The sequence below is a fragment of the Nocardioides scoriae genome, assembly GCF_900104965.1.
GTDB lineage: Bacteria > Actinomycetota > Actinomycetes > Propionibacteriales > Nocardioidaceae > Marmoricola > Marmoricola scoriae.
Genome location: NZ_LT629757.1, coordinates 2,157,166 through 2,182,328, shown reverse-complemented (window position 1 = coordinate 2,182,328; position 25,163 = coordinate 2,157,166). Strand labels below are relative to the sequence as shown.

At 74.9% G+C, this 25,163-nt stretch carries 20 protein-coding genes; 9 read left to right on the top strand and 11 right to left on the bottom strand.

Translation table 11 applies throughout. The features are described from left to right. The 7 genes from BLU55_RS10415 to BLU55_RS10385 form a co-directional block, all read right to left on the bottom strand. On the bottom strand, positions 1-1,326 hold the full coding sequence (locus tag BLU55_RS10415) for an SAM-dependent methyltransferase (RefSeq protein WP_091729266.1): 1,326 nt from the start codon (positions 1,324-1,326) through the stop codon (positions 1-3). After that, positions 1,323-2,624, bottom strand: coding sequence for an SAM-dependent methyltransferase (locus tag BLU55_RS10410; RefSeq protein ID WP_091729263.1), 1,302 nt, complete (start codon positions 2,622-2,624; stop codon positions 1,323-1,325). The genes BLU55_RS10415 and BLU55_RS10410 overlap by 4 nt, the downstream gene beginning before the upstream one ends. Continuing rightward, the gene (locus tag BLU55_RS10405; RefSeq protein ID WP_172833898.1) at positions 2,621-4,684 is read right to left on the bottom strand and encodes an FAD-dependent oxidoreductase; all 2,064 of its coding nucleotides are present in this window, start codon (positions 4,682-4,684) and stop codon (positions 2,621-2,623) included. Before BLU55_RS10405 ends, BLU55_RS10410 begins: the two co-directional genes overlap by 4 nt. Beyond that, positions 4,681-5,460: an anti-sigma factor gene (locus BLU55_RS10400; RefSeq protein ID WP_091729260.1), complete on the bottom strand. Its 780-nt coding sequence runs from the start codon at positions 5,458-5,460 to the stop codon at positions 4,681-4,683. Before BLU55_RS10400 ends, BLU55_RS10405 begins: the two co-directional genes overlap by 4 nt. Then, positions 5,457-6,104, bottom strand: a complete 648-nt coding sequence (gene sigK / locus BLU55_RS10395; RefSeq protein ID WP_331713484.1) for an ECF RNA polymerase sigma factor SigK — start codon at positions 6,102-6,104, stop codon at positions 5,457-5,459. Before sigK ends, BLU55_RS10400 begins: the two co-directional genes overlap by 4 nt. Before the next feature lie 45 nt (positions 6,105-6,149). Continuing rightward, entirely contained in the window at positions 6,150-6,803 is a 654-nt protein-coding gene (locus tag BLU55_RS10390; protein ID WP_091729257.1) for a fasciclin domain-containing protein, read from the bottom strand. A 99-nt stretch (positions 6,804-6,902) separates the two neighbouring features. Continuing rightward, on the bottom strand, positions 6,903-8,474 hold the full coding sequence (locus BLU55_RS10385; protein WP_091729254.1) for a molybdopterin-dependent oxidoreductase: 1,572 nt from the start codon (positions 8,472-8,474) through the stop codon (positions 6,903-6,905). Positions 8,475-8,551: 77 nt separating this feature from the next. Between BLU55_RS10385 and rimI the strand changes: the two genes are divergently transcribed. Further along, positions 8,552-9,019, top strand: coding sequence for a ribosomal protein S18-alanine N-acetyltransferase (gene rimI, locus BLU55_RS10380; protein ID WP_091729251.1), 468 nt, complete (start codon positions 8,552-8,554; stop codon positions 9,017-9,019). Here rimI and BLU55_RS10375 read toward each other — a convergent pair. Beyond that, the gene (locus BLU55_RS10375) at positions 9,003-10,217 is read right to left on the bottom strand and encodes a M20 metallopeptidase family protein (RefSeq protein WP_091729248.1); all 1,215 of its coding nucleotides are present in this window, start codon (positions 10,215-10,217) and stop codon (positions 9,003-9,005) included. The genes rimI and BLU55_RS10375 overlap by 17 nt on opposite strands. A gap of 48 nt (positions 10,218-10,265) precedes the next feature. Here BLU55_RS10375 and tsaD point away from each other — a divergent pair, with 48 nt between their 5' ends. From tsaD to BLU55_RS10350, 5 genes are read left to right on the top strand one after another with little or no spacing between them, the layout of a single operon-like run. Then, the gene (gene tsaD / locus BLU55_RS10370; protein WP_091729244.1) at positions 10,266-11,345 is read left to right on the top strand and encodes a tRNA (adenosine(37)-N6)-threonylcarbamoyltransferase complex transferase subunit TsaD; all 1,080 of its coding nucleotides are present in this window, start codon (positions 10,266-10,268) and stop codon (positions 11,343-11,345) included. A 50-nt stretch (positions 11,346-11,395) separates the two neighbouring features. Continuing rightward, the gene (locus BLU55_RS10365; protein WP_091729241.1) at positions 11,396-12,493 is read left to right on the top strand and encodes an S-(hydroxymethyl)mycothiol dehydrogenase; all 1,098 of its coding nucleotides are present in this window, start codon (positions 11,396-11,398) and stop codon (positions 12,491-12,493) included. Between the two features lie 29 nt (positions 12,494-12,522). Next, positions 12,523-14,253: a glycoside hydrolase family 3 protein gene (locus BLU55_RS10360; RefSeq protein ID WP_157682823.1), complete on the top strand. Its 1,731-nt coding sequence runs from the start codon at positions 12,523-12,525 to the stop codon at positions 14,251-14,253. A gap of 22 nt (positions 14,254-14,275) precedes the next feature. Continuing rightward, the gene (locus tag BLU55_RS10355) at positions 14,276-14,887 is read left to right on the top strand and encodes an MBL fold metallo-hydrolase (protein WP_091729236.1); all 612 of its coding nucleotides are present in this window, start codon (positions 14,276-14,278) and stop codon (positions 14,885-14,887) included. After that, positions 14,884-15,276: a VanZ family protein gene (locus BLU55_RS10350; protein ID WP_091729233.1), complete on the top strand. Its 393-nt coding sequence runs from the start codon at positions 14,884-14,886 to the stop codon at positions 15,274-15,276. Before BLU55_RS10355 ends, BLU55_RS10350 begins: the two co-directional genes overlap by 4 nt. Here the strand turns inward: BLU55_RS10350 and BLU55_RS10345 are convergent. Next, complete coding sequence (locus BLU55_RS10345) at positions 15,262-16,728, bottom strand: FAD-binding oxidoreductase (protein ID WP_157682822.1); 1,467 nt, start codon at positions 16,726-16,728, stop codon at positions 15,262-15,264. The genes BLU55_RS10350 and BLU55_RS10345 overlap by 15 nt on opposite strands. A 154-nt stretch (positions 16,729-16,882) precedes the next feature. On the opposite strand from BLU55_RS10345, the gene BLU55_RS10340 reads away from it, so the two are divergent. Beyond that, positions 16,883-20,218, top strand: a complete 3,336-nt coding sequence (locus BLU55_RS10340; protein ID WP_091729229.1) for a BTAD domain-containing putative transcriptional regulator — start codon at positions 16,883-16,885, stop codon at positions 20,216-20,218. Here the strand turns inward: BLU55_RS10340 and BLU55_RS10335 are convergent. Both BLU55_RS10335 and BLU55_RS10330 read right to left on the bottom strand, forming a co-directional pair. After that, positions 20,204-21,667, bottom strand: a complete 1,464-nt coding sequence (locus tag BLU55_RS10335; RefSeq protein ID WP_197680954.1) for an MFS transporter — start codon at positions 21,665-21,667, stop codon at positions 20,204-20,206. The genes BLU55_RS10340 and BLU55_RS10335 overlap by 15 nt on opposite strands. Further along, positions 21,664-22,854 carry a class I SAM-dependent methyltransferase gene (locus BLU55_RS10330; RefSeq protein WP_091729227.1) on the bottom strand — a complete coding sequence of 397 codons (1,191 nt, stop codon included), beginning with the start codon at positions 22,852-22,854 and terminating at the stop codon, positions 21,664-21,666. Before BLU55_RS10330 ends, BLU55_RS10335 begins: the two co-directional genes overlap by 4 nt. A gap of 198 nt (positions 22,855-23,052) precedes the next feature. On the opposite strand from BLU55_RS10330, the gene groES reads away from it, so the two are divergent. Both groES and groL read left to right on the top strand, forming a co-directional pair. Then, the gene (gene groES, locus BLU55_RS10325; RefSeq protein ID WP_056539586.1) at positions 23,053-23,346 is read left to right on the top strand and encodes a co-chaperone GroES; all 294 of its coding nucleotides are present in this window, start codon (positions 23,053-23,055) and stop codon (positions 23,344-23,346) included. 112 nt (positions 23,347-23,458) lie between these two features. Then, a complete protein-coding gene (groL, locus tag BLU55_RS10320; RefSeq protein ID WP_091729225.1) occupies positions 23,459-25,081 on the top strand; it encodes a chaperonin GroEL in 1,623 nt (540 codons plus the stop codon). Positions 25,082-25,163: the final 82 nt, after the last annotated feature.

The window sequence follows — 25,163 nt, the reverse complement described above, 5'->3', positions numbered from 1 at the left end:
TCAGAAGTCTCGCACCGCGGGCAGGGTGTGGGCGGCGCCGGGTCGCACCATGAGGATCTGGTCGACGCCCATGCGGCCGTCGCGGAAGGCCATCGCGCCCCCGACGAGGTAGAGCCGCCAGACCCGCACGACCTCCTCGTCGGTGAGCGCGGTCAGCTCGGCCTGGTGGGCCTCGAAGTTCTCCAGCCAGCCCGCCACCGTCTTGACGTAGTGCTCGCGCATCCCGTGGACGTCGCGCACCTCGAGCCCCCCGCGCTCGAGGTAGGCGACGGTCTCGCCCACGGGCCGCATGGTCATGTCGGGGGCGATGAACGACTCGATGAACGGGCCGCCGCCCGGGTGGCCATTGCGGCCACCGGCGCGCGACATCTGCTGGATCAGCACGCGGCCGCCCGGCTTGACGGCGTCGTGCAGCACCCGGGCGTACGTCGCGTAGTTGCGCTCCCCGACGTGCTCGCCCATCTCGAGCGAGCCGACGGCGTCGAACGGCCCTGCGCCCCGGCCGTGGGCCTCGGGGATCTCGCGGTAGTCCTGGAGCCGGATCTCCACCCGGTCCTCGAGCCCGCGCTCGCGGATCCGCTCGTCGATGAACTTCTTCTGCTCGGCGGCGATCGTCACGCCGACGACCTGGGCGCCGAAGTGCTCGGCGGCGTGCAGCGACAGCGAGCCCCAGCCGCAGCCGATGTCGAGGAAGCGCATGCCGGGCTCGAGGCCGAGCTTGGTGCAGACCAGGTCGAGCTTGTCGCGCTGCGCGTCCTCCACCGTGTACGACGGGTCGTCGCTGCGGTGGTAGCCGCACGAGTAGGCCATCTGGGGCTCGAGGATGAGCGAGTAGAACTCGTTGGACAGGTCGTAGTGGTGGCTGATGGCGCGGCTGTCGCGCAGCTTGCTGTGCAGGCGCCCGCGCAGGCGCGCCTGCGAGGCGGGCGGGGCCGGGGGCCGGCCCAGGGCGCCGACGTCGACGGCGGTGCGCAGCGCCTGGACGAACGCCTTCGGCGAGGGGCGCACGCCGGACAGGCCGCGCTCGGCGGCCACCGACCAGACGTGGGTGAGCGCGGCGTCGAGGTCGTGGTGGACCTCGATCTCGCCGGTCACGTAGGCCTGCGCGGCCCCGAGCTCGCCCGGGTGCCACAGCAGCCGCCGGATGGCGTCGGGGGTGCGCAGCTCGACCAGCGGCGCGTCGAGCGGCCCGGTCTCCGAGCCGTCCCACGCACGCAGCCGCACCGGCAGGTCGCCGCCCACGAAGGGCCGCAGCGCCTCGGCGAGCCGCTCGGCCACGCCGCCGCCCTGCGTGGTGCTCGGGGCGCGGTCCTGGGTCGCGGTCATGCGCGGGTCCTCTCGAAGGTGAGCTGCTGGACGTCGAGGTAGCCCGAGGCGAAGCCCGCCCGGGAGTACTCGAGGTAGAAGTGCCACATCCGCTCGAAGGTCGCGTCGAAGCCGAGCGCGGCCACCTGCTCGTGGGCCTCGCGGAAGGCGAGGTCCCAGCGCTCCAGGGTGTCGGCGTAGTGGGTGCCGAAGGAGAGCCGGTCGCTGATCCGCAGCGAGGTGTCGGCCGCGGTGACCTCCTCGAGCGCGCGCACCGAGGGCAGGAAGCCGCCGGGGAAGATGTACTTGTTGATCCACGTGTAGGTGTGGCGGGTGGCCAGCATCCGGTCGTGCGGCATCGTGATCGCCTGGATCCCGACCCGGCCGCCGGGGGCGAGCAGCCGGTCGATGGTCTGGAAGTACGTCGACCAGTACTCGTGGCCGACCGCCTCGATCATCTCGACCGAGACGACCGCGTCGAACTCGCCCTCGACGAGGCGGTAGTCGCACAGCGCGATGTCGACCTGGTCGGCGTACCCGGCCGCCGCGACCCGCTGCTCGGCCAGCTCGAGCTGCTCGCGCGAGAGCGTCACGGAGTGGACCGTCGCGCCGCGGCGGGCGGCCCGGATGGCCAGCTCGCCCCAGCCGGTGCCGATCTCCAGCACGCGGGTGCCCTCGGTGACGCCGGCCTGGTCGAGCAGCCGCTCGACCTTGCGGGCCTGGGCCTGCGCGAGGGGCTCGCCGCCGTCCTCCGCGCCGCCCTCGGGCGGCGTGGCGACCAGGTGGCGACGACCGTCGGCGACCACGCGGGTCAGCGAGGTGTCGAACAGCGCGGAGGAGTAGCTCAGCGTCTCGTCGAGGAAGACCCGGAACAGGTCGTTCGACAGGTCGTAGTGGTGCGCGATGTTGTCGCGGGTGTTGTCGGTGGTGTTGCGGTGCATCGAGGGCGGGCGCTTGACGTAGACCGCGCGCAGCTTCTGCATCCAGCCCGGCACCAGCCGCGGCATCTCGGCCGCCAGCACGGTGAGGAAGCCGCCGAGGTCCTCGGCGTCCCAGGCCCCGGTCAGGTAGGCCTCGCCGAAGCCGATGAGGCCGTCGGAGCCGACCCGGCGGTAGAACTCGTCGGGGCGGTGCACGACCATCTCGGGCCCGCCGAGGCCCACGACCTCGGCGCCGTCGCGCACGGTCACCGGGAGCCGGCGCACGGCCGCGTGGAAGATCTTGCGGGCGATGCGGGCCGAGACCTCGGTGCGCACCCCCGAGGGGACGGTGTCCAGCCCCGGCCACCGGGTGGCGGAGCGGGCAGGGGTGGTGGTCATGAGGTGACCCCTTCCTGTCGCGGGTGCTCGGGTCGCGGTCGGATCCCGAGCCGTCGTGCCCACAGCCAGACGCCGTGGACGTGGATGAGCAGGGTGTGGCGCAGGGCGGCGGGGGCCGCACGCAGCGCGGAGACGCCGGAGCGCTCGCCGTCGAGGGAGGCGCTGAAGGTGGCGCCGTCGTCGGTGTGCAGGGTGACCGCGACGCGGAGCCGCTGGCCGGGCGTCGGGACGGCCACGTCGTACCAGCCGTCGGTGCCGTGGAACGGCGAGACGTACATCTGCTTCTCGGTGCGGGCGCGGCCCTGCTCGTCGGGGTGGACGAGGTAGGCGTGGCGGTCGCCGTAGGTGTTGTGCACCTCGACCACGACCCCGGCCAGGTCGCCGTCGCGGCGGTGGCACCAGAAGACGCTGATGGGGTTGAAGCAGTGGCCGAGCGCGCGGGCGTTGGCGGCCATGACGATGCGGCCGCCGTCGGTCTCGACGCCGTTGAGGCGCAGGAAGTGCTCGACGTTGCCCTTGAGGGTGCCGTCGGGGTCGCCGAGGTGGTCGCGCGCCTCGAAGCTGCCCTTCACGCCGCGCAGCACCCCGTGGTCGGGCAGGTGGTCGAGGTCGACCAGCCAGGTGGTCGACCGGTGGGAGAAGCTGCGCCGGAACGGCCGGCGACGGGTGTGCCGGATCGTGGTGGCGTACGCCGTGGGCTCGCGGGAGACCTCCAGGGCCGGCACGCGGACCCGGGCCGGTCCCCACTCGACGCCCAGCCGGGCGGCGGCGTCGACGCCGGAGCGCGCGCCGTCCTCGTGGAAGCCCCAGCCGTGGTAGGCGCCGGCGAAGACGACCCGCTCGGTGTCGATCTCGGGCAGCAGCCGCTGCGCCGCGACCGAGGCCGGGGTGTAGATCGGGTGCTCGTACTGCATCGTCGCGATCACCCGCGACTGGTCGACGAGGTCCTCGCCGCCCAGCGTGACGAGGTAGCGGGTGCCGTCGGCCGGGACCGGCAGGCGCATCAGCCGCGTCATGTCGTAGGTGACGGTCACCGTGCGTCCGGGTGCCGAGGCGCGGCGCAGGTAGTTCCACGACGCGCGGGCGCGGGGCAGCCGGGGCAGCACGCTGGTGTCGGTGTGCAGCTGCGCGGTGTTGGGGGAGTAGGGCATCGCGGAGAGCACCTCGGCCTGCAGCGCGGTCGGCTCGGCGAGCATCCCCAGGGCCTGGCCCGGGTGGGTGGCCACGACGACGGCGTCGAACCGCTCGACCTCGCCGTTGCCGTCGGTGACCTGCACGCCGTCGGCGGTCTCGAGGACGGAGGTGACCTTGGTGGAGGTGCGGACGTCGTCGAGGCCGGCGGCCACGCGACCGACGTACTCGCGCGAGCCGCCGGTGACGGTGCGCCACGTCGGCGAGCCGAAGACGCCGAGCATGCCGTGGTGGCGCAGGAAGCTGAACAGGTAGCGGGCGGGGTACTCGCGGGCCACCTCGGGGTCGCACGACCACACGCAGGCGACGAGCGACTCCATGAAGTGGGTCCGGAACAGCGGGCTGAAGCCGCCGCGGTCCAGGAAGTCGCCGAGCGTCTCGCCGTCGTCGGCCACGCTCGTGCCGCCGTCGGTCTCCTCGAGCAGCCGGTGGGCCATGCGGTGGAAGCGCGGGATCTCGACCAGCATCCGCAGGTACGCCGGCCGGCGCAGGTTGGTCGCCGACGGGAACAGTCCGCCGGCCCCCAGCGCTCCGGCGTACTCCAGGCCGCCGAGGCGGTCGATGGGCGCGTCGGCGCGCACCGACATCGACATCTCCGACTCCTGGGTGGAGACGCCGAGCTCGTCGAACAGGCGCAGCAGGTGGGGGTAGGTGCGGTGGTTGTGCACGATGAAGCCGGTGTCGACCGCGATCCGTCCGACGGCGGGGTCACCGGTCTCGACCTCGTGGGTGTCGGCGTGGCCGCCGAGCCGGGCGTCGGCCTCGAGCAGCGTCACCCGGACGCCGCCGCGCGCGAGCACGTGGGCGGCCAGCAGCCCGGCGACCCCGCTGCCGATGACGGCCACGCGGTCGGGTGCGGGGCGGGTCATGCAGTGCCCTGCCCGAGGTCCATCATCGCGATCGGGTCGGACGTGGGGGCCGAGGAGCCGCCCTCGGGCTCGACGGTGATGCCGACGCCGGTGGCGGTGGCGCCGTCACCGCGGAGCACGAAGGTCTGGTCGCCGCCCGAGGTCATCAGGCCGGCGGGACGCATCCGGCCCTCGGCGTCGCGCAGCCACATCTCGAAGACGCGGCCGCTGGGCGGCGCAGCCATCCGCTTGGTGGTCAGCACGGCCTTGCCTTCGGCCCTCGAGCGGGTCACGGTGGCGCTCGACCCGTCGGGGAAGCGCTGGGTGACCTCTTCGGCGTCGTCGGCCGACAGCACGCGGTCGGCGACCGAGAGGGTGGCCGACGGGGCGCTGCGCTCGGGCTCCCACGGCTGCGTCACGGCGCCGACGCCGACCACGCCGAGGACGACGGCGGCGGCGGCCAGGTTGGCCAGGCGGCGGCCGCGGCGACGCGGTGCCAGCGGCACGACGTCGGCGGTCGGGGCCTCGTCGCGGACCGGGACGACCCGCTCGGCGGCGTCGACCTCGGGCGGCAGCGGTCGCACGGTGGCGACGCCGGCCAGCACGGAGGCGCGCAGCGAGGCGGGCGGCGTCTCGAGGGTGGACTCGGGCAGGACGGCGGCGGCCTCGCGGAGCTCGGCCACCTCGACCTGGCAGTCGCGGCAGCCGGTCAGGTGCTCCTCGAAGACGGACCGTTCCTCGTCGTCGAGCGCGTCGACGACGTAGGCACCGGACAGCGCGTGGATCGATGACGTCACTGTCCCACCCCCCATGTGTCTCGCAGACGGATCAGTCCGTCGCGGATGCGTGTCTTGGCCGTGCCCAGCGGGAGGTCGAGCATCGTCGCCACCTCCGTGTGGGTGTAGCCCTTGAAGTAGGCGAGCTCCAGCGCTTCTCGCTGGACCTCGGTCAGGTCGCCCAGGGCCGCGCGGACGCGGCGGGCTTCCATGGACGCGTGCACGGCTTCGGCGGTGGAGTCGTGCTCGGTCGTCTGGTTCTCGTGGTGGTACGTCGTCTCGCGACGGGTGCTGGCCTCGGCCGAGCGGACCCGGTCGACGGCCTTGCGGTGGATCAGGGTGAAGATCCAGGACAGCGCGCTGCCCTTGGTGGCGTCGAAGCGGCTGGCGGTGCGCCAGACCTCGAGGTAGGCCTCCTGCGTGACCTCCTCGGCCTGTGCCGGGTCCCGCACCACGCGGCGGGCGAGCCCGAAGGCCCGCACCGACGTGGCGTCGTAGAGCTCGGCGAAGGCGACCTCGTCACCGCGGGCGCTGCGTCGCAGCAGCTCCGCGAGCTGGTCGCCGGCCGGGACCAGGTGGACGACCTCGCCCTCCTGGACCGGGTCGACGGAGACCTCCGGCCCGCCGAAGGGGGAGCCGGAGGTCGCGTTGCCGCTCTGCTTCACAGGGAGAACTTTCGCAGATCCGTCGAGCTGGGGTGGCGCGTCGGGTCAGTTGGCCGGCGGCGAGAGGACGCCGTCGATGATGTAGACCGTGGCGTTGGCCGTCTGCACGTTGCCGCAGATGACGTTGGCGTCGGCGCTGCCGACGGTGAACTCCTCGCCGGAGCCCTTGACGGTGACGTCCTGGCCCTCGAGGGTCTTGTGGGTGCCCGCCAGGTCCTCGGGGCTGAGCTTGCCCGCGACCACGTGGTACTGCAGCACCTTGGTCAGCGCGGCCTTGTCCTTGAGCAGCGCGTTGAGGTCCTTCTTCGGGATGGCCGCGAACGCGTCGTTGGCCGGGGCGAAGACGGTGATGTCCTGCGCGGAGTTCAGGGTGTCGCCCAGGTCCGCGGCGGTCACGGCGGCGACCAGGGTCTTGAGGACCGGGTTGTTGCTGGCGGCGGTGGCGACCGGGGCGGTCGACATGCCCTGGAAGGAGCCGGGGCCGCTGGCCGGGACGGCCGAGCAGGCGGAGCCGAACTCGCCCGAGGCGGCGGCAGCGGACTCGCTGGCGCTGGGCGACTCGCTCGGCGAGGAGGAGGCGGAGGACGACGAGTCGCTCGAGGCGGAGCCCGAGTCGTCGGAGGAACCGCAAGCGGCCATCCCGAACGACACGGTGAGGGCCATGGCGGCGAGGCCGGTGCGGCGGAGCTTGGTGTTCATGGTCTGCCTTTCGTTGGGTGCTGCTGTCGGTGTTGCACTGGTGGTTCGGTGTGGTGCGGGACCCGGATGGGTCCGATGGGAAAAAACTTGGAGATTTCGTCAGGAAACGGTGACGACGACGGACTGGATGCCGCTCGAGCCCGCTGGGAAGGGCGTGGCGCGCTTCTCGGTCTGGACCTCGCCACGGGTGTTGGTGGCGCGCACGGCGATGGTGTGGGTGCCGGGCTGGGCGTCCCAGGGCAGGAACCACTGGCGCCAGTAGTCGACGCCGGCGTCCGGCCCGAGCTTCGCCGTGGTCCACTCGCCCTCGTCGATGCGGACCTCGACCTGCTCCACGCCGTCGGGCTGGGCCCAGGCGACACCGCCGATGACGGTCTGGCCGGCGTCGAGGTTGGTGAGCGCGGCCGGGGTGTCGATGCGGCTCGAGAGCTTGATCGGCGCGTCGGTGGCCCACTTGCGCTTGGTCCAGTAGGCCTCCTGCGCGGCGTACGTCGTCAGGGTGAGGCGGGTGAGCCACTTGGTGCCGCCGACGTAGCCGTAGAGGCCGGGCGTGATCAGGCGCACCGGGAAGCCGTGCTCGCGGGGGAGCGGCTGGCCGTTCATGCCGAAGACGACCAGCGAGTCCCGCCCGTCCAGCGCCACCTCCAGCGGGGTGCTGATCGTGAACCCGTCGTCGGCCGTGGAGAGGATCTGGTCGGCCTCGGTGCTCTCGATGCCGGCCAGGGCCAGCACGTCGGCCAGGGGCACGCCGAGCCAGCGGGCCGACCCGACGAGCTCGCCGCCGACCTCGTTGCTGACGCAGGTCATGGTGATGTCCTTCTCGACCACGTCCATGCGGGTGAGGTCCTCGAAGGTCAGCTCGACCTTCTTGCCCACGTCGCCGTCGATGGTCAGCGTCCAGCCCTCGACGTCCACGGTCGGGACGGTGAGGTTGGTGTCGACGCGGTAGAAGTCGCCGTTGGGGGTGACGAAGGGCGTGATCGCGTCGTAGCGCTGGTCGAGGCCCTCGGCCAGCGCGGGCAGCGCCCGGCGCGGGCGGGGCAGCGCGATGTCGGTGACCCGCTCACGGGCCCGGACGATCAGCTGGCCGGCGCCCCCGAGCACGACGGCCACCGCGGCGGCGGCCCCGGCGCCCAGCAGGAAGCCGCGGCGGCTCGGGGCGGGCGCGTCGGTGGCCGGGTCCGCGCCGGGCCCTGCCTGCGCGGTCGCGTGGGCCTGCGTCCCGGCGCGGGTCAGCTGCGCCAGCACCGCCAGGCCGACGACCGCGGTCGTCAGGGCCGGCAGCACGTCGAGCGGGCCGGCCGCGGGCTGCAGCACCGCCGCGGCACCGGCCGCGGCGACCAGCAGCATCAGCAGGGCCACGCCCGCGCCGAAGGTCCGGCGGGCGAGCACGCCCGCGACCCCGGCCAGCAGCAGCGTGACGACCAGGACCGTGCCGATGAGCACGGGCTTGTCGGCGCTGCCGAGCGTGCGCACGGCCCAGGTCTTGACCGGCGTCGGCGTCAGGTTGATGACGGCCGTGCCGACCGCCAGGACCGGTGAGGAGGCGGGGTTGGTCAGCGCGGCGACCAGGTGACCGGCGGCAGCGCCCGTGAGGGCGGCCAGCACGCCGGCGCCGAAGGCAGCGGCTCCGGCGGCGCGGCCACCACGGGTCGTCGAGTGGGGAGACATGCCGGTGGTTCGGTGCGGGGCGGGGGGTCGGATGGGTGGGAGGTCCGATTCGTCCCGGGGACGGGCAGGATGGGGCGGTGCCCCCGCCGCCCGCGCACGTCCGACCCGCCACCGCCGCCGACCTCGAGGCCGTCGTCGACCTCGAGCAACGGTGCCTGGGGGCCGACGCCTGGGGCGCGGCCCTGGTCGCCCCGGGCCTGGCGGGCGAGCTGCCCACCGTGTCCTACCTCGTGGTCGAGGTCGGGGGCCGGGTGGTCGGTCACGCGGTCGTCTCGGCGGCCGGCGACGTCGCCGAGCTGCAGCGGATCGCAGTGGCACCCGAGCAGCGCCGCCAGGGCCTGGCGACCCGGCTCCTGGGAGCCGCGACCGAGGACCTGCTCGGGTCCGAGGCCGAGCGGCTGCTGCTCGAGGTGCGCGAGGACAACGCCGGGGCCGCGCGCTTCTACGCGGCCGAGGGGTTCGCCGAGATCGCCCGCCGGCGTCGCTACTACGCCGACGGGTCGACCGCGGTGGTGATGGAGCGCCGGCTCAGCCCGCGGGGCTGAGCTCGGCCAGGCGGCGCACGGCCAGCTCGGCGTACACCGTCGCGGCGTCCGGCAGCACCGCCTCGTCGAAGTCCGCCCGCGGGCTGTGGTTGTTGGGGGCGGTGGCCGGGTCGCGGCCGGGCAGCGTGGCGCCGAGGAAGACGAACGCCCCGGGCACGGCCTGCAGCACCCGCGAGAAGTCCTCCGACCCGGGGATGGGGTCGGCCAGGTCGGCCCAGCGGTCCTCGCCGAGCACCTCGCGGACCACGCCGGAGGCGAACTCCACCCCGGCCGGGTCGTTGACGGTCAGGGGGTACTCGCCCTGGAAGTCGACCTCCACCTCCACCCCGTGGGCACGGGCGACGCCCTCGAGCACCTCGGGCACCAGCGCGCGCAGCAGGTCCTCGTTGGCCTCGGAGAAGCGGCGCACGGTGGCCTCGAAGCGGGCGCTGTCGGGGATGACGTTGCGTCGGGTGCCGCCCTCCACCATCCCGACCGTGAGCACGACCGGGTCGAACACGTCGAAGCGCCGGGTCACCATCGTCTGCAGCGCGGTGATCATCTCGGCCATCGCCGCGATCGGGTCGCGCCCGCGGTGCGGCATCGAGCCGTGGCCGCCCTGGCCGCGGACCGTGACGTAGAGCCCGTGCGAGGCCGCCATCAGCGGGCCCGGGCGGCTGCTGAACTGGTGGGCCGGGAAGCTGGCCGAGAACACGTGCAGGCCGTACGCCGCGTCCGCGCGCCGTCCCGCGGCGTCCAGGACGCCCTCGTCGATCATCACGCCGGCGCCGTCCCAGCCCTCCTCGCCGGGCTGGAACATCAGCACCACGTCGCCGCGCAGGTGGTCGCGGTGCTGTGCGAGCAGCCGGGTGGCGCCGAGCAGCGCGGTGGTGTGCAGGTCGTGCCCGCACGCGTGCATGGCCCCGTCGGTGGCGGCGAAGTCGAGCCCGGTCTCCTCCCGCACGGGCAGCGCGTCCATGTCGGCGCGCAGCAGCACCGTGCGGGGGTCGGCGTCGTCGCGGGCGCCGCCGCGCAGCACGGCGGTCACCGAGGTGGTGCCGGTGCCGGTCGAGAGCTCCAGGCCGAGGCCGTCGAGCTCCTCCAGCACCGCCTCCTGGGTGCGGGGGAGCACCAGTCCCACCTCGGGTCGGGCGTGCAGCCGCCGTCGCAGCTGCACCAGGTCGTCGGCCAGGCTCCGGGCGTCGTCCCTCAGGTCCATGGGTGTCCTCTCCTCGTGCGCGTCGGTCCGTGAGGCGACAATGGCACGGTGAACGCCTCGACCGCCCCCGGCCCCCGCTCCGACGGGGGCCCCCTCGTCCTCGGCATCGAGACCTCCTGCGACGAGACCGGCATCGGCGTCGTCTCGGGCCACCGGCTGCTGGCCGACGCCGTCGCCTCCTCGGTCGAGGAGCACGCCCGCTTCGGCGGCGTCGTGCCCGAGGTCGCCTCGCGGGCCCACCTGGAGGCCATGGTCCCGACGCTGCAGCGGGCCTGCGAGACCGCCGGCATCGCCCTCGACGACGTCGACGCGATCGCCGTGACCTCGGGCCCCGGGCTGGCGGGCGCGCTGCTCGTCGGCGTGGCGGCCGCCAAGGCGCTGGCGCTGGGCCTCGACAAGCCGCTCTACGGCGTCAACCACCTCGCCGCCCACGTCGCGGTCGACCAGCTCGAGCACGGCGCGCTGCCCGACCCCTGCCTGGCGATGCTGGTCTCCGGGGGCCACTCCTCGCTGCTGCGCGTCGACGACGTCACCGCCTCCGTCACCCCGCTGGGCGCGACCATCGACGACGCCGCCGGCGAGGCCTTCGACAAGGTGGCGCGGCTGCTCGGCCTGCCGTTCCCCGGCGGCCCCCACGTCGACCGGGCGGCGGCCTCCGGGTCCTCGGTGGCCATCGACTTCCCGCGCGGGCTCTCCTCGCGCCGCGACCTCGAGCGCCACCGCTTCGACTTCTCCTTCTCCGGGCTCAAGACCGCCGTCGCGCGCTGGGTGCAGGCCCGCGAGGAGTCCGGCGAGCCGGTGCCGGTGGCCGACGTCGCCGCGTCGTTCCAGGAAGCGGTCTGCGACGTGCTCACCCGCAAGGCCGTCGACGCCGCCCGCTCGGCCGGCATCGAGGACCTCCTCATCGGCGGGGGCGTGGCGGCCAACTCGCGGCTGCGGGTGCTCGCCGAGGAGCGCGCCGCGGTCCACGGCATCCGGGTGCGCGTCCCGCGCCCGGGCCTGTGCACCGACAACGGCGCCATGGTGGCCGCCCTGGGCTCCGAGATGGTGGCCCGCGGTCGCACGCCCTCCTCGCTCGACCTGCCGGCCGACTCGTCGCTGCCCGTCACCGAGGTGCTCGCCGGCTGAGGGCCGGTTAGCCTGTCGGGGCTCGTCCCCCCACCCAGCAAGGAGCACGCATGCAGCAGGTCAAGGCCGTCATCGCCCGGAGCAAGGGAGCTCCGGTCGAGATCGTGACCATCAACGTGCCCGACCCGGGGCCGGGCGAGGCGCTCGTCCGGGTCCAGGCCTGCGGGGTGTGCCACACCGACCTGCACTACCGCGAGGGCGGCATCAACGACGAGTTCCCGTTCCTGCTCGGCCACGAGGCCGCGGGCGTCATCGAGGCCGTCGGCGAGGGCGTCACCCAGGTCGCTCCCGGCGACTTCGTGGTGCTCAACTGGCGTGCCGTCTGCGGCGAGTGCCGCGCCTGCAGGCGCGGTGAGCCGCAGTACTGCTTCGCCACGCACAACGCCACCCAGAAGATGACGCTGGCCGAGGGGGAGGACGCCGGCACCGAGCTGTCGCCGGCCCTGGGCATCGGGGCCTTCGCCGAGAAGACCCTGGTCGCCGCGGGCCAGTGCACCAAGGTCGACCCCGAGGCCCGTCCGGCCGCCGTCGGCCTGCTCGGCTGCGGCGTGATGGCCGGCATCGGCGCTGCCATCAACACCGGCAACGTCGGCCGCGGGATGTCGGTGGCCGTCATCGGCTGCGGCGGCGTGGGGGCGGCGGCGGTCGCCGGTGCGGCGCTGGCCGGCGCGGCGAAGATCATCGCCGTCGACCTCGACGACAAGAAGCTCGCAGGCGCCACCAGGCTGGGCGCCACCCACACGGTGAACAGCAGCGAGCAGGACGCCGTCGAGGCGATCCAGGCCCTCACCGACGGCAACGGCGCCGACGTCGTCATCGACGCGGTCGGTCGTCCCGAGACCTGGAAGCAGGCCTTCTACGCCCGCGACCTGGCCGGCACGGTCGTGCTCGTGGGCGTCCCGACGCCCGACATGACGATCCCGGAGATCCCGCTCATCGACGTCTTCGGGCGCGGCGGGTCGCTGAAGTCCAGCTGGTACGGCGACTGCCTGCCCAGCCGCGACTTCCCGGTGCTCGTCGACCTCTACCGCCAGGGCCGGCTCGACCTCGACGCGTTCGTCACCGAGGAGATCGCGCTCGGCGACGTGGAGGCGGCCTTCGAGAAGATGCACCACGGGGACGTGCTCCGATCCGTCGTCCTGCTCTGACCCCTCGCCCCACCCGGCTGCGGCTCCTCGTGGGAGCCGTGGCCCTGTCGCTGTGCGCCAGTGCCTGCGGCGGGGACGACACCGCGGCACCCGCGCCGTCCCCGTCCGCCTCGCCCACGGTGGCCGGCCCCGAGCCGACCTTCGGCGAGCGCGCCGTGGCCGGGATGTCGCTGCGCGACAAGGCCGGGCAGGTGATCGTCACCGACTGGGACGGCACCGGGTCCCCGGCCCCGCTCGTGAAGCGGCTCCACCTCGGCGGCGTCATCGCCTTCGGGCGCAACGTCAGCTCCCCGCGCCAGATCCGCCAGGTCAACCGCAGCGTCCGCGCGGTCGTGGCCGCGCGGGGGTGGCCGGCGTTCGTCGGCGTGGACCAGGAGGGGGGCACGGTGCAGCGCATCGGCTCGCCCAGCACCGGGTTCCCGGCCTTCATGGCCGCGGGCGCCGCGGGCGACACCGGCCTCACCGAGCAGGCGGCCCGCGCCAGCGCCGCCGAGATGCGCGGCCTGGGCTTCGACGTGCTCTTCGCGCCGGTCGCCGACGTCACGGCCGGAGCGCGCGACGTCGCCATCGGCACCCGCTCGGCCGGCGGCAACGCCCGGCTGGTGGCCGCCCAGGTGGTCGCGGCCACCCAGGGCATCGAGTCCGCGGGCGTGCTGCCCGTCGTCAAGCACTTCCCGGGCCACGGCTCGCTCGGCTCGGACAGCCACCGCTCGCTGCCGCGGCAGCGAGCCTCGCTGGCCGAGCTGGAGCGCCGCGACCTGCTGCCGTTCGTGGCCGCCATCGCCCAGGGCGCCCCCGCCGTGCTGACCGGCCACATCGACGTCGCCGCCGTCGACCGCGGCGTGCCCGCGAGCCTGTCGCGCAAGGTGACCACCGGCCTGCTGCGCGACCAGCTCGGGTTCGAGGGCCTGGTCGTGACCGACGCCCTCGACATGCGGGGGGCCCAGCAGGTCGCCCCCGGGGCACGGGCCGCCGTCCGGGCGCTGCGGGCCGGGGCCGACGTGGTGCTGATGCCGCCCGACCCCGCCCGGGCCCGCGCCCGCATCGTCACCGCGGTCCGCACCGGCGCGCTGCCCGAGGCCCGGCTCGACGAGGCGGCCGCCCGGATGATCGACGCCCTGCGCGGCGTGCGGCGCGGCACCACCGCCCCCGTCGGCAGCGGCCGGCTGGCCTCCCTGGCCCTGGCCCAGGCCTCCCTGACCTCCGTCGCCGGCCCGTGCCGCGGCCGGCTGCTGGGCCAGGAGGTGCGCGTGGTCGGCCCCGAGGGCGACGTCGCCGAGGTGGAGCAGCTGCTCGAGGCCCGCGGCGTCACCATCGCCCGCCCCTACCTCAAGCGGGTGCGCTCCGGCTTCGAGCGGGTGGTGGTGCGCTACCGCAAGAAGACCGTCACGGTCGAGAAGAAGGTCCGCAAGAAGAAGGACGGCGAGGTCGTCGTCGTGGTGAAGGAGGTGAAGGTGAGGAAGAAGGTGCCGGTCTACAAGCGCAAGCCGGTCTTCACCACCATCACCGTGGTCCCCGACGCCCCGGTCGTCTCGCTCGTCGGGTACGGCGGCGCCCGACCCGGGCCGGCGGACGTGACGGTGGCCCTCGACCGTCCCGGCGTGCTGGGCCGGGTGCGCTCGCGCGTCGAGCTGGCGACGTACGGCGACGCCCCGGCCGTGCTGGAGAACCTCGCCGACGCGCTGGTCGGTCGTCGGGGCGCCCCGGGCGAGCTGCCGCTGGCGGTGCCCGGCACGCAGCGGCGCGGCTGTGGGGGCTGACGCTCCTCGATAGGGTCGCGCCATGAGCTCCGTGCGCATCGACCACGCCGTGTCCAGCGGCACCTTCAGCCTCGACGGCGAGACCTTCGACGTCGACAACAACATCTGGGTCATCGGCAACGACGACGAGTGCGTGGTCATCGACGCCCCCCACGACGTCGACGACATCCTCGCGGTCGTCGGGGGCCGCACGGTCAAGGCGATCATCGCCACCCACGCCCACGACGACCACGTGCGCGTCGCCCCCGAGCTGCGCGAGCGGGTCGGCGCGCCGATCCTGATGCACCCGGCCGACCGCGAGGTGTGGGAGCTGACCCACCCCGACTCGCTGTGGGACGTCGACCTCGAGGACGGCCAGACCGTCAAGGTCGCCGGCGCCGCGCTCAAGGTGATCCACACCCCGGGCCACGCGCCGGGCGCGGTCTGCCTCTACGTCCACGACCTCGGCTGCGTGTTCACCGGTGACACCCTCTTCCAGGGCGGTCCGGGCGCGACCGGACGCTCGTTCAGCGACGCCGACCTGATCGAGCACTCGATCCGCACCAAGCTCCTCGACCTGCCCGACGAGACCGTCGTGCACACCGGCCACGGGCCCGACACCACGATCGGTGCCGAGCGCGCCAACCTCGGGTGACCCGGCTGCGGCTGCTCGCGCGGGCGGTCTTCGCCGTCCTGCTGGTGGCCTCGCTCGTCTCGTTCCTCACCCCGGCCGACGACCTCGCCGACCCCGGCGTCGACGACAAGGTGATGCACGCGCTCACCTTCCTGGTGCTCACCCTGTCCGGGGCGCTGGCGGGGGTCCGGTGGCGGACGCTGGCGGCCGGGCTGGCGGCGTACGCCGTGGGCACCGAGGTGCTGCAGCACGTGCTCCCCATCGGGCGTCACGGCGACCCGTTCGACGCCCTGGCCGACCTGGTCGGGACGGTCCTGGGCCTGGGCGTGGTCGCGCTGCTCGCACGGACGCCGCGCCCCGGCCGTCGCGACGGCGCGGGGCGCGGCGGCGTGCGCTCAGCGCCGCGCTGAGGTCAGGGCCTGCAGCGAGCGCAGCAGCGTCGAGGCGCCGGCCCGGTGCGGCTGGGTGGCCCGCAGGTCGGCGGAGCCCAGGATCACCGACCCCGGGTCGTAGGTCCGGCTGACGCGCGCCAGCCGCCGCAGCGTGGGGGCGGAGTACGTCGCCCGCAGCCAGGCCGTCCCGGTGCGCGGCGCGAAGTTCGGCAGCCGCCCGGCCACCGTCCAGGGGCCCAGCGCGGCGACCAGCTCCTCGGCGTCGCGTCGCACCTGCTCGACCACCGGGGGAGCGCCCAGGCCGATGGCCATCAGGGAGTACGCCGCCCCGCGGGCGTCGTACGCGCTCGGCACCGGGCCGGGCAGGCGGAGCGCACCACCCAGCTGCCGCAGCTCGACCACGACCTGCTGGCAGGCCGCCCCGGGCCCGGCGAGCCGGAGCAGCTCCTCGACGGCCGGGCGCGGGAGCGCGCCCAGGAGGGCGTGCTCCTCGTGGACCGGCATCGGGTCGACCGGGTCGGCGTGGATGGCGCCCAGGGCGGCGTACGGCATGGTCGTGACGGTGTCGACCAGCGGCTCGGCCACCGCCCGCACCGGCGCGAGCACCTCGGCCCCGCGCGCCGCGGAGCCGGTCCAGGCGAAGCGCACGGCGATCGTCAGCCGACCGGCGAGGGGCGGGGGCACGGAGGGCAGCGGGGGCAGCCGCAGCAGCGCCACCGAGGTGGTCGCCTCGCGGGGCAGCCGCTCGGCCCACGTCGCCCACCGGCGCAGCACGTCGGGTGCGTCGTCGCCGTCGAAGTAGACCGCGCCGGCGTAGAGCTCGGCGATCGGCAGCACCTCGAGCTCGACCGCCGTGACGATGCCGGCCAGGCCCTTGCCGCCGCGCAGCGCCCAGAACAGCTCGGGGTTCTCGGTGGCCGTGGCGCGGCGCAGCTCGCCGTCGCCGGTCACCACGTCGAAGGCCCGGACCCGGTCCGAGGCGAGGCCGTGGGTGCGGGCGAGCGGGCCGACGCCGCCGCCGGTGGTGTAGCCGACGACGCCGACGTGCGGCGCCGAGCCGGCCAGGGGCGCCAGCCCGTGGGGGGCGCAGGCGTCGAGGACCCGGTCCCAGCGCACGCCGGCACCGACGCGGACCACGCGGGTGGCCGGGTCGACGTGGAGGTCCTGCAGCGCGCGGGTGCTGACCAGCAGCGTGCCCTGCAGGCCGGAGGTGGCGCCGTGGCCGGTGGCCTGGACGGCGACCGCCAGGCGGTGCCGGCGGGCGAGCCGGACGGCCGCGACCACGTCGCGCGGCGACTCCGCGGCCACGACGGCGACGGGCCGCTGCACCACGGCGACGTTCCACGGGGAGACGGCGGCGTCGTACTCCGGCGTGCCGGGCAGGTGGTGGGTGCGGGTGGTGCGGGCGAGGTGGGCGAGCACCGGCTGCAGCTCGTCGTGCTCGGGCCGGTGGGTGGTGGACTGCGACATCGGGGGCTCCTGGTGTGGGGGGTGGATCGGTGGGCCCACCCTCGGCGCGGGCCCTTGGCGGTCGCCTGGTGCCGGCTTGGTGCCGTCCTTGGTGCCCTCCACCGTGCGGTCCTGCCACCCGTGGGGGGTCTCGCGGTGGCACCATGTCGGCGTCATGAACGCTCCGCTGCAGCTGCGCCTGCTGGGGCCCCTGGACGTGCGCCGCGACGGGGCCGGCCTCGACCTGGGCCCGCCCAAGCAGCGGGCGGTGCTGGGTCGGCTGCTGCTCGACCGCGCCCACGTCGTCGGGGTGGACCAGCTCCTGGACGCCGCGTGGGGGGACCGGCTGCCGACGAGCGCCCTCGGGAGCCTGCAGGTCTACGTCTCCCACCTGCGGCGCCTGGTGGGCGGCGACCCGGGAGTGCGGCTGGTGCGCCGCGACCCCGGCTACCTGCTCGACACCGACGGCGCCGAGGTGGACCTCGACCTGGTCGCCCACGAGGCCGAGCTGGTGCGTGCAGCTGTCTCGCAGGAGGACTGGAGGGCGACCGTGGACCGGGCCGGTGCGGCGCTGGGCCGGTGGCGCGGCGAGCTGCTGTCCGACCTCGGGGACCCGGGGTGGCTGGTCGCCGAGAGGGCCGCGTGGGCCTCGCGCCGCACGGACCTCCGCATCGCCCTGGTGACCGGCCTCGCCGGGTGCGGTCGCCGCGACGAGGCCGCCCGGGCGGCCGTCGCGCTGCTGGACGAGGACCCGCTGCGCGACGACCTGGTGCGGCTGGCGATGCTCGCGCTCACCGGTGCGGGCCGGGGCGTGCAGGCGCTGGAGGTGCACGCCGCGCACGTCGCTCGGCTCGACGAGGAGCTCGGGGTCGGCCCCACCCCCGGGCTGCGCGAGCTGCACGTCGCGCTGCTGCGCCAGGAGGCGTGGACCCAGGTGTGGCCGGGCCCGGTGGCAGGCCCGGTGGCCGGGCCGGTGGCCGGGCCGGTGGCCGGGCCGGCGGCGGTGCCGGCGGCGGTGGGGGCACCCTCCGACGAGGACGCGACGGATGACGGCCTCGTGGGCCGCGGGCGGGAGCTCGACGTCGGCCGGTCGCTGCTGGAGGAGGCGGTGTCCCAGCGACTGCCGCGGACGCTGGTGCTGACCGGGCCGGCGGGCATCGGCAAGACCCGCCTCGCCGAGGCGGTGCTGAGCGAGGTCGCCCGGCGGGGCGGACGCGTCGCCCGGTCGCGCAGCCCCCAGGAGCAGGGCGTCCCGGCCTGGTGGCCGATGCGCCAGCTCGTGCGCGACGTCGGCCAGGACCCCGACGAGGTCCTGCGGACGCCGGTCGGGGCCGATGCCGACACGGTGCGCTTCGCGCTCTACGAGCGCCTCCGTGCCTGCCTGGAGACGGCGGCGGCCGACGCGCCGCTGGGGGTGCTCGTCGACGACCTGCAGTGGGTCGACCCCACGTCCGCCACGGCTCTGGCCTACCTCGCCGCGGCCACCTCGGCGCCGGTGCTGCTCGTCGTCACGGCTCGCGACGACGAGGCCGTGACCGGCTCCGCCGGCCCGGCCGACGCGCTGCTCCGGGCGGGGGGATCGCGGCAGCTGGCGGTGCCACCGCTGCAGGTCGAGGAGGTCGCGGCGCTCGCCGCCCGCGTCGGTGGGCGAGCCCTGACCGAGGACCAGTCCGTGCGGCTCACCGAGGAGACCGGCGGCAACGCGCTGTTCGTCACCGAGTACGCCCGGCTGCCCGAGGCCGCCCAGGCACAGGGCGAGGTGCCGCTGGCGGTCCGCGGCGTGCTCGGGCGGAGGATCGGCCAGCTCGGCGAGCAGGCGCGGGCGGTGCTGCAGGTGGCGGCGGTCGTCGGCGACCGGATCGACGTGGACCTGGTCGCGCGCGTCGGCGGGGCGTCGTACGACGAGGTGCTGGACCTGCTCGACGAGGCGGCGGCCGCGCGCATCGTCGTCCCGGCCGAGGGCGGAGGTGGCTACGTCTTCTCCCACGCCCTGGTGCGGCAGGAGGTGCTGGCCGGGCTCACCGCGGTGCGGCGCCACCGCTGGCACGCCCGCGCGGCCGAGGCGCTGACCACCGCCGGCCGCGACCGGGTCGCGGCCCGCGCCCAGCACCTGCTCGACGCCGGCCCCCTGGCCGAGCCGCGGGAGCTGCTGGAGGCGTGCCGCGCCGCGGCCCTCCAGGCCGAGGAGGGGGGCTCGGCCGAGACGGCCGTGCAGTGGTGGCAGGAGGCGTCCGGCGCCTGGGCGCGGCTGCCGGCCGAGGAGCGCGACCCCCAGGAGCGCGACGACCTGATCGTGGCCCGGGTCGAGGCGCTGGTGCGGGCCGGCCGCGGCCAGACCGTCCTCGACGTCGTCGACGACGAGCTGCTGACGGCCGCCCGGGAGGCGCGCTGGAGCGCCGTCGGTCGGCTCGCCGCCACCCTGCTGCGCTGCGCGGGCACGTGGCCGTGGGTCACGCAGGGACGCGACCCCGGCCCGGTGCTGAGCCGGCTGCGGGGCCTGGAGCCGCTGCTCGACGCCGACCCGGCAGCCCGGGTGCAGGTGCTGGCCGCCGCTGCGGTGGGCAGCTGCTACGACCCCGACCCGACCGTCCCGGACCGCCTCGGCCGTCGCGCGCTGGAGCTGGCGGAGCGGCTGGGCGATCCGGAGGTGCTCGCGGACGCGCTGCTCGGCCGGGTGCTCACCTACGTCGGCGAGGCGGCCCACGCCCGGGAGTGCGAGGCCCACCTCGCCCGTCTGCTGGCGCTGCCGCGCCCCGTCACGGGAGCAGCGGACGAGGCCGTCGCCCACAGCGCGATGACCATGTCGCGACTGCTCCTGGGCGACGTGCCGGGCGTCGAGGTCCACCTGCACCGCGCCGCTGCCGCCAGCGACCTGCTGCGGCTGCCCACCGTCCGGGCGCAGCTGCGCTGGATGGAGGTGGGCCTGGCGCACTGGCACCACGGGGCGGAGCGCGCGCTGGTGCTGCACGGCGCGGCCGTGACCGCGCACCGGGCGACCGAGCTCTACGAGAGCGGCGGGTTCGGCGACCTCACCCTGCTCGCGCTGCTGCACGACCTGGGGCGCCTGGCCGACCGGCCCGACCACGAGGGGGTCGAGCCGCTGACCTGGAACGCCGCCATCGCCCTGGCCCGGGGGCGGCACGACCGTGCGGCGGCGCTGGTGCGCGAGCGGCTGGCGGACGACTCGCCGCCCACCTGGTCCACGGCGTCCCACCTCGTGGTGCTGGGTGACGTGGCCGTCGGCCTGGGTCGCCGTGACCTGGCCGAGGCCGTCGTCGGCCGGCTCGCGCCGTACGCCGGCCTGCTGGCCTCCTTCGGGCAGGGCCCGGTCGCCGGTCCCGTCGACCTCACCCGTGCCCGGTTGCTGCTGCTCCTGGGCCGGCTCGAGGAGGCCCGCCGGTGCGGCGTCGCGGCGCGGGACCTCGCGGCGCGCAACGGTGGGCCCGGTTGGGCGGCTCGCGCCGAGGCGGTCGTGGCCGACGTCGACGCGCGCGGCTCAGCCGGCCCGTGAGGCCGTCCGCCGCTCCCGCACCACCTCGAGCACCCCGACCGAGGTGGCCGCCAGCACGAAGCACAGCGAGACCCCGACCGCGACGGCCAGCGCCGCGGCGTACGACGCGGGGCCGGGGCCGGCGACCGCGGCGAAGAACGCCGCGCCGATGACCGCCTGCCCCACCGCGAGCCCGACGCGCTGGGCGGTCTGCAGCACGCCGCCGGCGGTGCTCCCGACGACGGGGTCGACCTCGGCCAGGGTGAGTGCCTGGTTGGGCGTGATCACCGCGCCGTTGCCGACGCCCATGAGGAACAGCGGCACCGCGAGGGCGTACGCCGCGGCCCCGGGCGGGGTGAGGTGGGCCGCGACCGCCAGCGAGACGCCGCCGACCCCGAAGACCGCGGTGCCGACGACGGTGAGCGGGCGACCGACCCGGGTGACGAACCGGCCGGCGGTCTGGGCGGCGACCGCGCTGCCGACCGCGAACGCGGTGACCGCGAGCGCGGTGTGCAGCGCGCTGTAGCCCAGCCCGCGCTGGAAGTAGAGCGTGAGCACGAGCGGGATGCCCGCCTGGGCGGGGAAGTAGAGCAGCGCCAGCACCACGCCCGAGGTGTAGGAGGGCTGCCGGAACAGCCGCAGGTCGACCAGCGGGTCGAGCCGGGCGCGGGTCAGCCGCCGCTCGCGGCGCCAGAACCCGACCAGCAGCAGCACGGCCGGGACCAGGAGCGCCAGCACGACGGGGCCGACCCGCTCGAGCTCGACGGCGGTGAACAGCACGCAAAAGGTCGCGGCGCCCAGCAGCAGCGAGCCCAGCACGTCGAGCCGGTGGCGGCCGGTCGAGGGGGTCTCGGGGAGCAGCCGTCGGGCCAGCACGAGCACGACGACGGCTATCGGCACGTTGACGAAGAACACCAGCCGCCAGCCCAGCTCGGGGCCACCGACCGCGATCAGCAGGCCGCCGACCATGGGCCCGAGCGCGACGCCGACACCGACGGTCGTGCCCAGCGCCCCGAACGCGCGGCCGCGCTCCTCGCCGCGGAACATCTGCTGGATCAGCCCCGAGACCTGCGGGTTGATCAGCCCGCCGGCGACGCCCTGCAGCACCCGCGCCGCGATCAGCAGCTCGGGCGTGGGGGCGAGCCCGGCGACGGCGCTGGTGACCGCGAACCCGACCACCCCGACCTGGAACATCAGCTTGCGGCCGTGGTCGTCGCCGAGCCGCCCCGCCAGCACGGGCACGAGACCGAAGGCGAGCGTGTAGCCGCTGACGATCCACTGCAGCTCCGCCGGACCGGCGCCGGTGGCGTCGCTGATCGAGGGCAGCGCGACGTTGGTGATCGAGACGTCGAGCAGGGTCATGAAGAGCGCGCTGCAGCACACCAGCAGGGCCAGCCAGCGGTTCGTGGGGGTGGTCGCGGGGGCGACGTGGTCGTCGCGCGCGTGCTGCTCGTGCGGGAACTCGCTCACGCCAGCGGCTCCACCAGCAGCGCCCGGCCCTTGCCGTCGACGCGGGTCATCACCAGGGTCGCCTCGGCGTCGCCGGCCAGCGCGAGCCGCTTGCGCAGCTCCTCGGGCACCACCGAGACGCCCCGCTTCTTGATGGTCAGCCGCCCCACGCCGCGGGCCCGCAGCGCCGCGCGGAGCGGCTTCTCGCGGAAGGGCAGCTCCTCGACGACGCGGTAGCCGCGGGCGAAGGGCGTCCGCGGCGCCCGGTCGGTGCCGACGTAGGCGATGTGCTCGTCGAGCAGCCGTCCGCCGACCGCGTCGGCGACGGCGGTGACCAGGCCCGCGCGGATGACGGCGCCGTCCGGCTCCAGGACGTACGCCGGCAGCGGGTCGCCCTCGGCCAGGGCGCCCACCGGCTCGCGGGGGAGGTCCTCGTCGGTGAGCGTGGCCAGGCCGCCGTCACCGATGACCGTGGCCCGGCGCCGGGTGGTGGCCAGCCGCCCCGACCACAGGACGGCCTCCTTGACCTCGCGGTGGTCGCTGACCCACTCGGCCTCGACGTGGTCGGGCACCAGGTCGTGGGGCAGCCCGGGCGCCAGCTTGACGCAGGCGTCGCGCTCCAGCAGGCGCAGCACGAACGGCCACGGGGGCGTCCAGCCGTCGACGTCGAAGACCCGTCCGCGGGCCGAGCGGCGGGCCGGGTCGGCGTACGCCAGGTCGAAGGGGGTGGTGTCGACCTCGGTGCCGTCGGCGACCGCGACGGCGCCGCCGAGACCCAGCGCGTCCAGGTTGGCCCGGGCGACCTCGACCCGCAGCTCGTCGAGGTCGACGCCGGCCGCGGTGGCACCGGCGCGGGCGAAGGCGACCAGGTCGCCCCCGATGCCGCAGCCCAGGTCGACCACCGAGGCGGCCGAGGCGGCGCGGGCGCGGGCCGCGCGGTGGGCGGCCACCGGCGCGCGGGTGGCCTGCTCGAGGCCCTCGGGGGTGAAGAACATCCGGGCGGCGTCGTCGCCGAACTTGGCCACGGCCCGGCGCCGCAGCTCGACCTGGGTCAGCGCGGCGGCGACGTGCGCGGCCGAGGCGGTGCGCCGCAGGGCCGCGTGGCCCGCCAGCGAGCCCGACCGCGACCCCGGGTCGACCTCGGCGGCGCGCTCCAGGAGCCGTCGCCCGTCGGCGGTGAGCAGCCAGCGGAAGGCGTCGAGGTCCACCGCCCCATCCTGACGCATGGACGGACGCCCCCCGGCCTGGCACTCGGCTGCGGTGAGTGCTAGTTTCTGGATTGGCACTCTCCCCGTGAGTGTGCCAGCGCTTGTGAGGCGTGCGACCCCCGCGACGGCGCACTCAGCACAGGCGGCGAACTTCTCAGACACCCCCAGACAACTGCGTGGAAAGTGGAGGTCGACACCGTGTCGGTCAACATCAAGCCCCTCGAGGACCGGATCGTCGTCAAGGCCCTGGAGGCCGAGCAGACCACGGCTTCCGGCCTGGTCATCCCTGACACTGCCAAGGAGAAGCCCCAGGAGGGCGAGGTCCTGAGCATCGGTCCGGGTCGCGTCGACGACAACGGCAACCGCGTCCCCCTGGACGTCCAGGTCGGCGACAAGGTCATCTACAGCAAGTACGGCGGCACCGAGGTCAAGTACGCCGGCGAGGAGTACCTCATCCTCTCCGCCCGCGACGTCCTCGCCGTCGTCTCCTGATCCACCTCATCGGATAGTCCGAGACGATCGGCACCCCGCCACCGTGCGACCAGGTGTCGAACGTCTCGGACTATCGCCGTTCTGAGACCAACCGAAAGGAGCATCCACCGAGATGCCGAAGATCCTGGAGTTCGACGAGCACGCCCGCCGCTCCCTCGAGCGGGGCGTGGACGCCCTGGCCAACGCCGTCAAGGTGACGCTGGGCCCGCGCGGCCGCTACGTCGTGCTGGACAAGAAGTGGGGCGCCCCCACCATCACCAACGACGGTGTCACCGTCGCGCGTGAGATCGAGCTGGACGACCCCTTCGAGAACCTCGGGGCCCAGCTGACGAAGGAGGTCGCCACCAAGACCAACGACGTCGCCGGTGACGGCACCACCACCGCCACCGTGCTGGCCCAGGCGATGGTCCACGAGGGCCTGCGCGCCGTGGCCGCGGGCATCAACCCGATGAGCATCAAGCGGGGCATGGACAAGGCGACCGAGGCCGTGGGCAAGGCCCTCGACGAGGCCGCCCGCGACGTCGACGACCGCAGCGACATGGCGGCCGTGGCCACCGTGTCCAGCCGCGACGAGCACATCGGCGACCTGCTCGCGCAGGCCTTCGACAAGGTCGGCAAGGACGGCGTCATCACCGTCGAGGAGTCCAACACCATGGGCACCGACCTCGAGTTCACCGAGGGCATGCAGTTCGACAAGGGCTACCTGTCGCCCTACTTCGTGACCGACCAGGAGTCGATGGAGGCCGTCCTCGACGACCCGTTCATCCTGCTGCACCAGGGCAAGATCTCGGCCATCGCCGAGCTGCTGCCCCTGCTGGAGAAGGTCATCGCCGCCGGCAAGCCGCTGTTCATCCTGGCCGAGGACGTCGAGGGCGAGGCCCTCTCGACCCTGGTCGTCAACAAGATCCGCGGCACCTTCAACGCCGTCGCGGTGAAGAGCCCGGCCTTCGGCGACCGCCGCAAGTCGATGATGCAGGACATCGCCACCCTCACCGGTGGCCAGGTCATCGCCCCCGAGGTCGGCCTCAAGCTCGACCAGGTCGGTCTCGAGGCCCTCGGCACCGCCCGTCGCGTCGTGGTCACCAAGGACAACACCACGATCGTCGAGGGTGGCGGCAAGGCCGACGAGGTCGCCGGCCGCGTCAACCAGATCAAGGCCGAGATCGAGTCGACCGACTCCGACTGGGACCGCGAGAAGCTCCAGGAGCGCCTGGCCAAGCTCGCCGGCGGCGTGTGCGTCGTCCGCGTGGGTGCCGCCACCGAGGTGGAGCTCAAGGAGAAGAAGCACCGCATCGAGGACGCCGTCTCCGCGACGCGCGCCGCGATCGAGGAGGGCATCGTCGCCGGTGGCGGCTCCGCCCTCATCCACGCGGTCTCCGTCCTCGAGGGCGACCTCGGGCTCACCGGCGACGAGGCGGTCGGCGTGCGCGTCGTCCGCAAGGCCGCCGACGAGCCGCTGCGCTGGATCGCCGAGAACGGCGGCGAGCAGGGCTACGTCGTCATCTCCAAGGTCCGCGAGCTCGGCGTCGGCAACGGCTACAACGCCGCGACCCAGGAGTACGGCGACCTGGTCTCCCAGGGCGTGCTCGACCCGGTCAAGGTGACCAAGTCCGCGCTGGTCAACGCCACCTCGATCGCGGGCATGCTGCTCACGACCGAGACCCTGGTCGTGGACAAGCCCGAGGACGAGGAGCCGGCTGCCGCCGGTGGCCACGGCCACGGGCACGGCCACTGATCCGCAGCACCTGACCAGGGGCACCTGGTCCAGCGCCGGCCCGTCGCGCACCGCGCGGCGGGCCGGTGTGCGTCCGGGGCCG

Bases quoted from the DNA above. Each gene is read 5' to 3' on its own strand.
- BLU55_RS10415 (WP_091729266.1), bottom strand. From the start codon at position 1,326: ATGACCGCGACCCAGGACCGCGCCCCGAGCACCACGCAGGGCGGCGGC.
- BLU55_RS10410 (WP_091729263.1), bottom strand. From the start codon at position 2,624: ATGACCACCACCCCTGCCCGCTCCGCCACCCGGTGGCCGGGGCTGGAC.
- BLU55_RS10405 (WP_172833898.1), bottom strand. From the start codon at position 4,684: ATGACCCGCCCCGCACCCGACCGCGTGGCCGTCATCGGCAGCGGGGTC.
- BLU55_RS10390 (WP_091729257.1), bottom strand. From the start codon at position 6,803: ATGAACACCAAGCTCCGCCGCACCGGCCTCGCCGCCATGGCCCTCACC.
- BLU55_RS10385 (WP_091729254.1), bottom strand. From the start codon at position 8,474: ATGTCTCCCCACTCGACGACCCGTGGTGGCCGCGCCGCCGGAGCCGCT.
- BLU55_RS10375 (WP_091729248.1), bottom strand. From the start codon at position 10,217: ATGGACCTGAGGGACGACGCCCGGAGCCTGGCCGACGACCTGGTGCAG.
- BLU55_RS10365 (WP_091729241.1), top strand. From the start codon at position 11,396: ATGCAGCAGGTCAAGGCCGTCATCGCCCGGAGCAAGGGAGCTCCGGTC.
- BLU55_RS10355 (WP_091729236.1), top strand. From the start codon at position 14,276: ATGAGCTCCGTGCGCATCGACCACGCCGTGTCCAGCGGCACCTTCAGC.
- BLU55_RS10345 (WP_157682822.1), bottom strand. From the start codon at position 16,728: ATGTCGCAGTCCACCACCCACCGGCCCGAGCACGACGAGCTGCAGCCG.
- BLU55_RS10340 (WP_091729229.1), top strand. From the start codon at position 16,883: ATGAACGCTCCGCTGCAGCTGCGCCTGCTGGGGCCCCTGGACGTGCGC.
- groL (WP_091729225.1), top strand. From the start codon at position 23,459: ATGCCGAAGATCCTGGAGTTCGACGAGCACGCCCGCCGCTCCCTCGAG.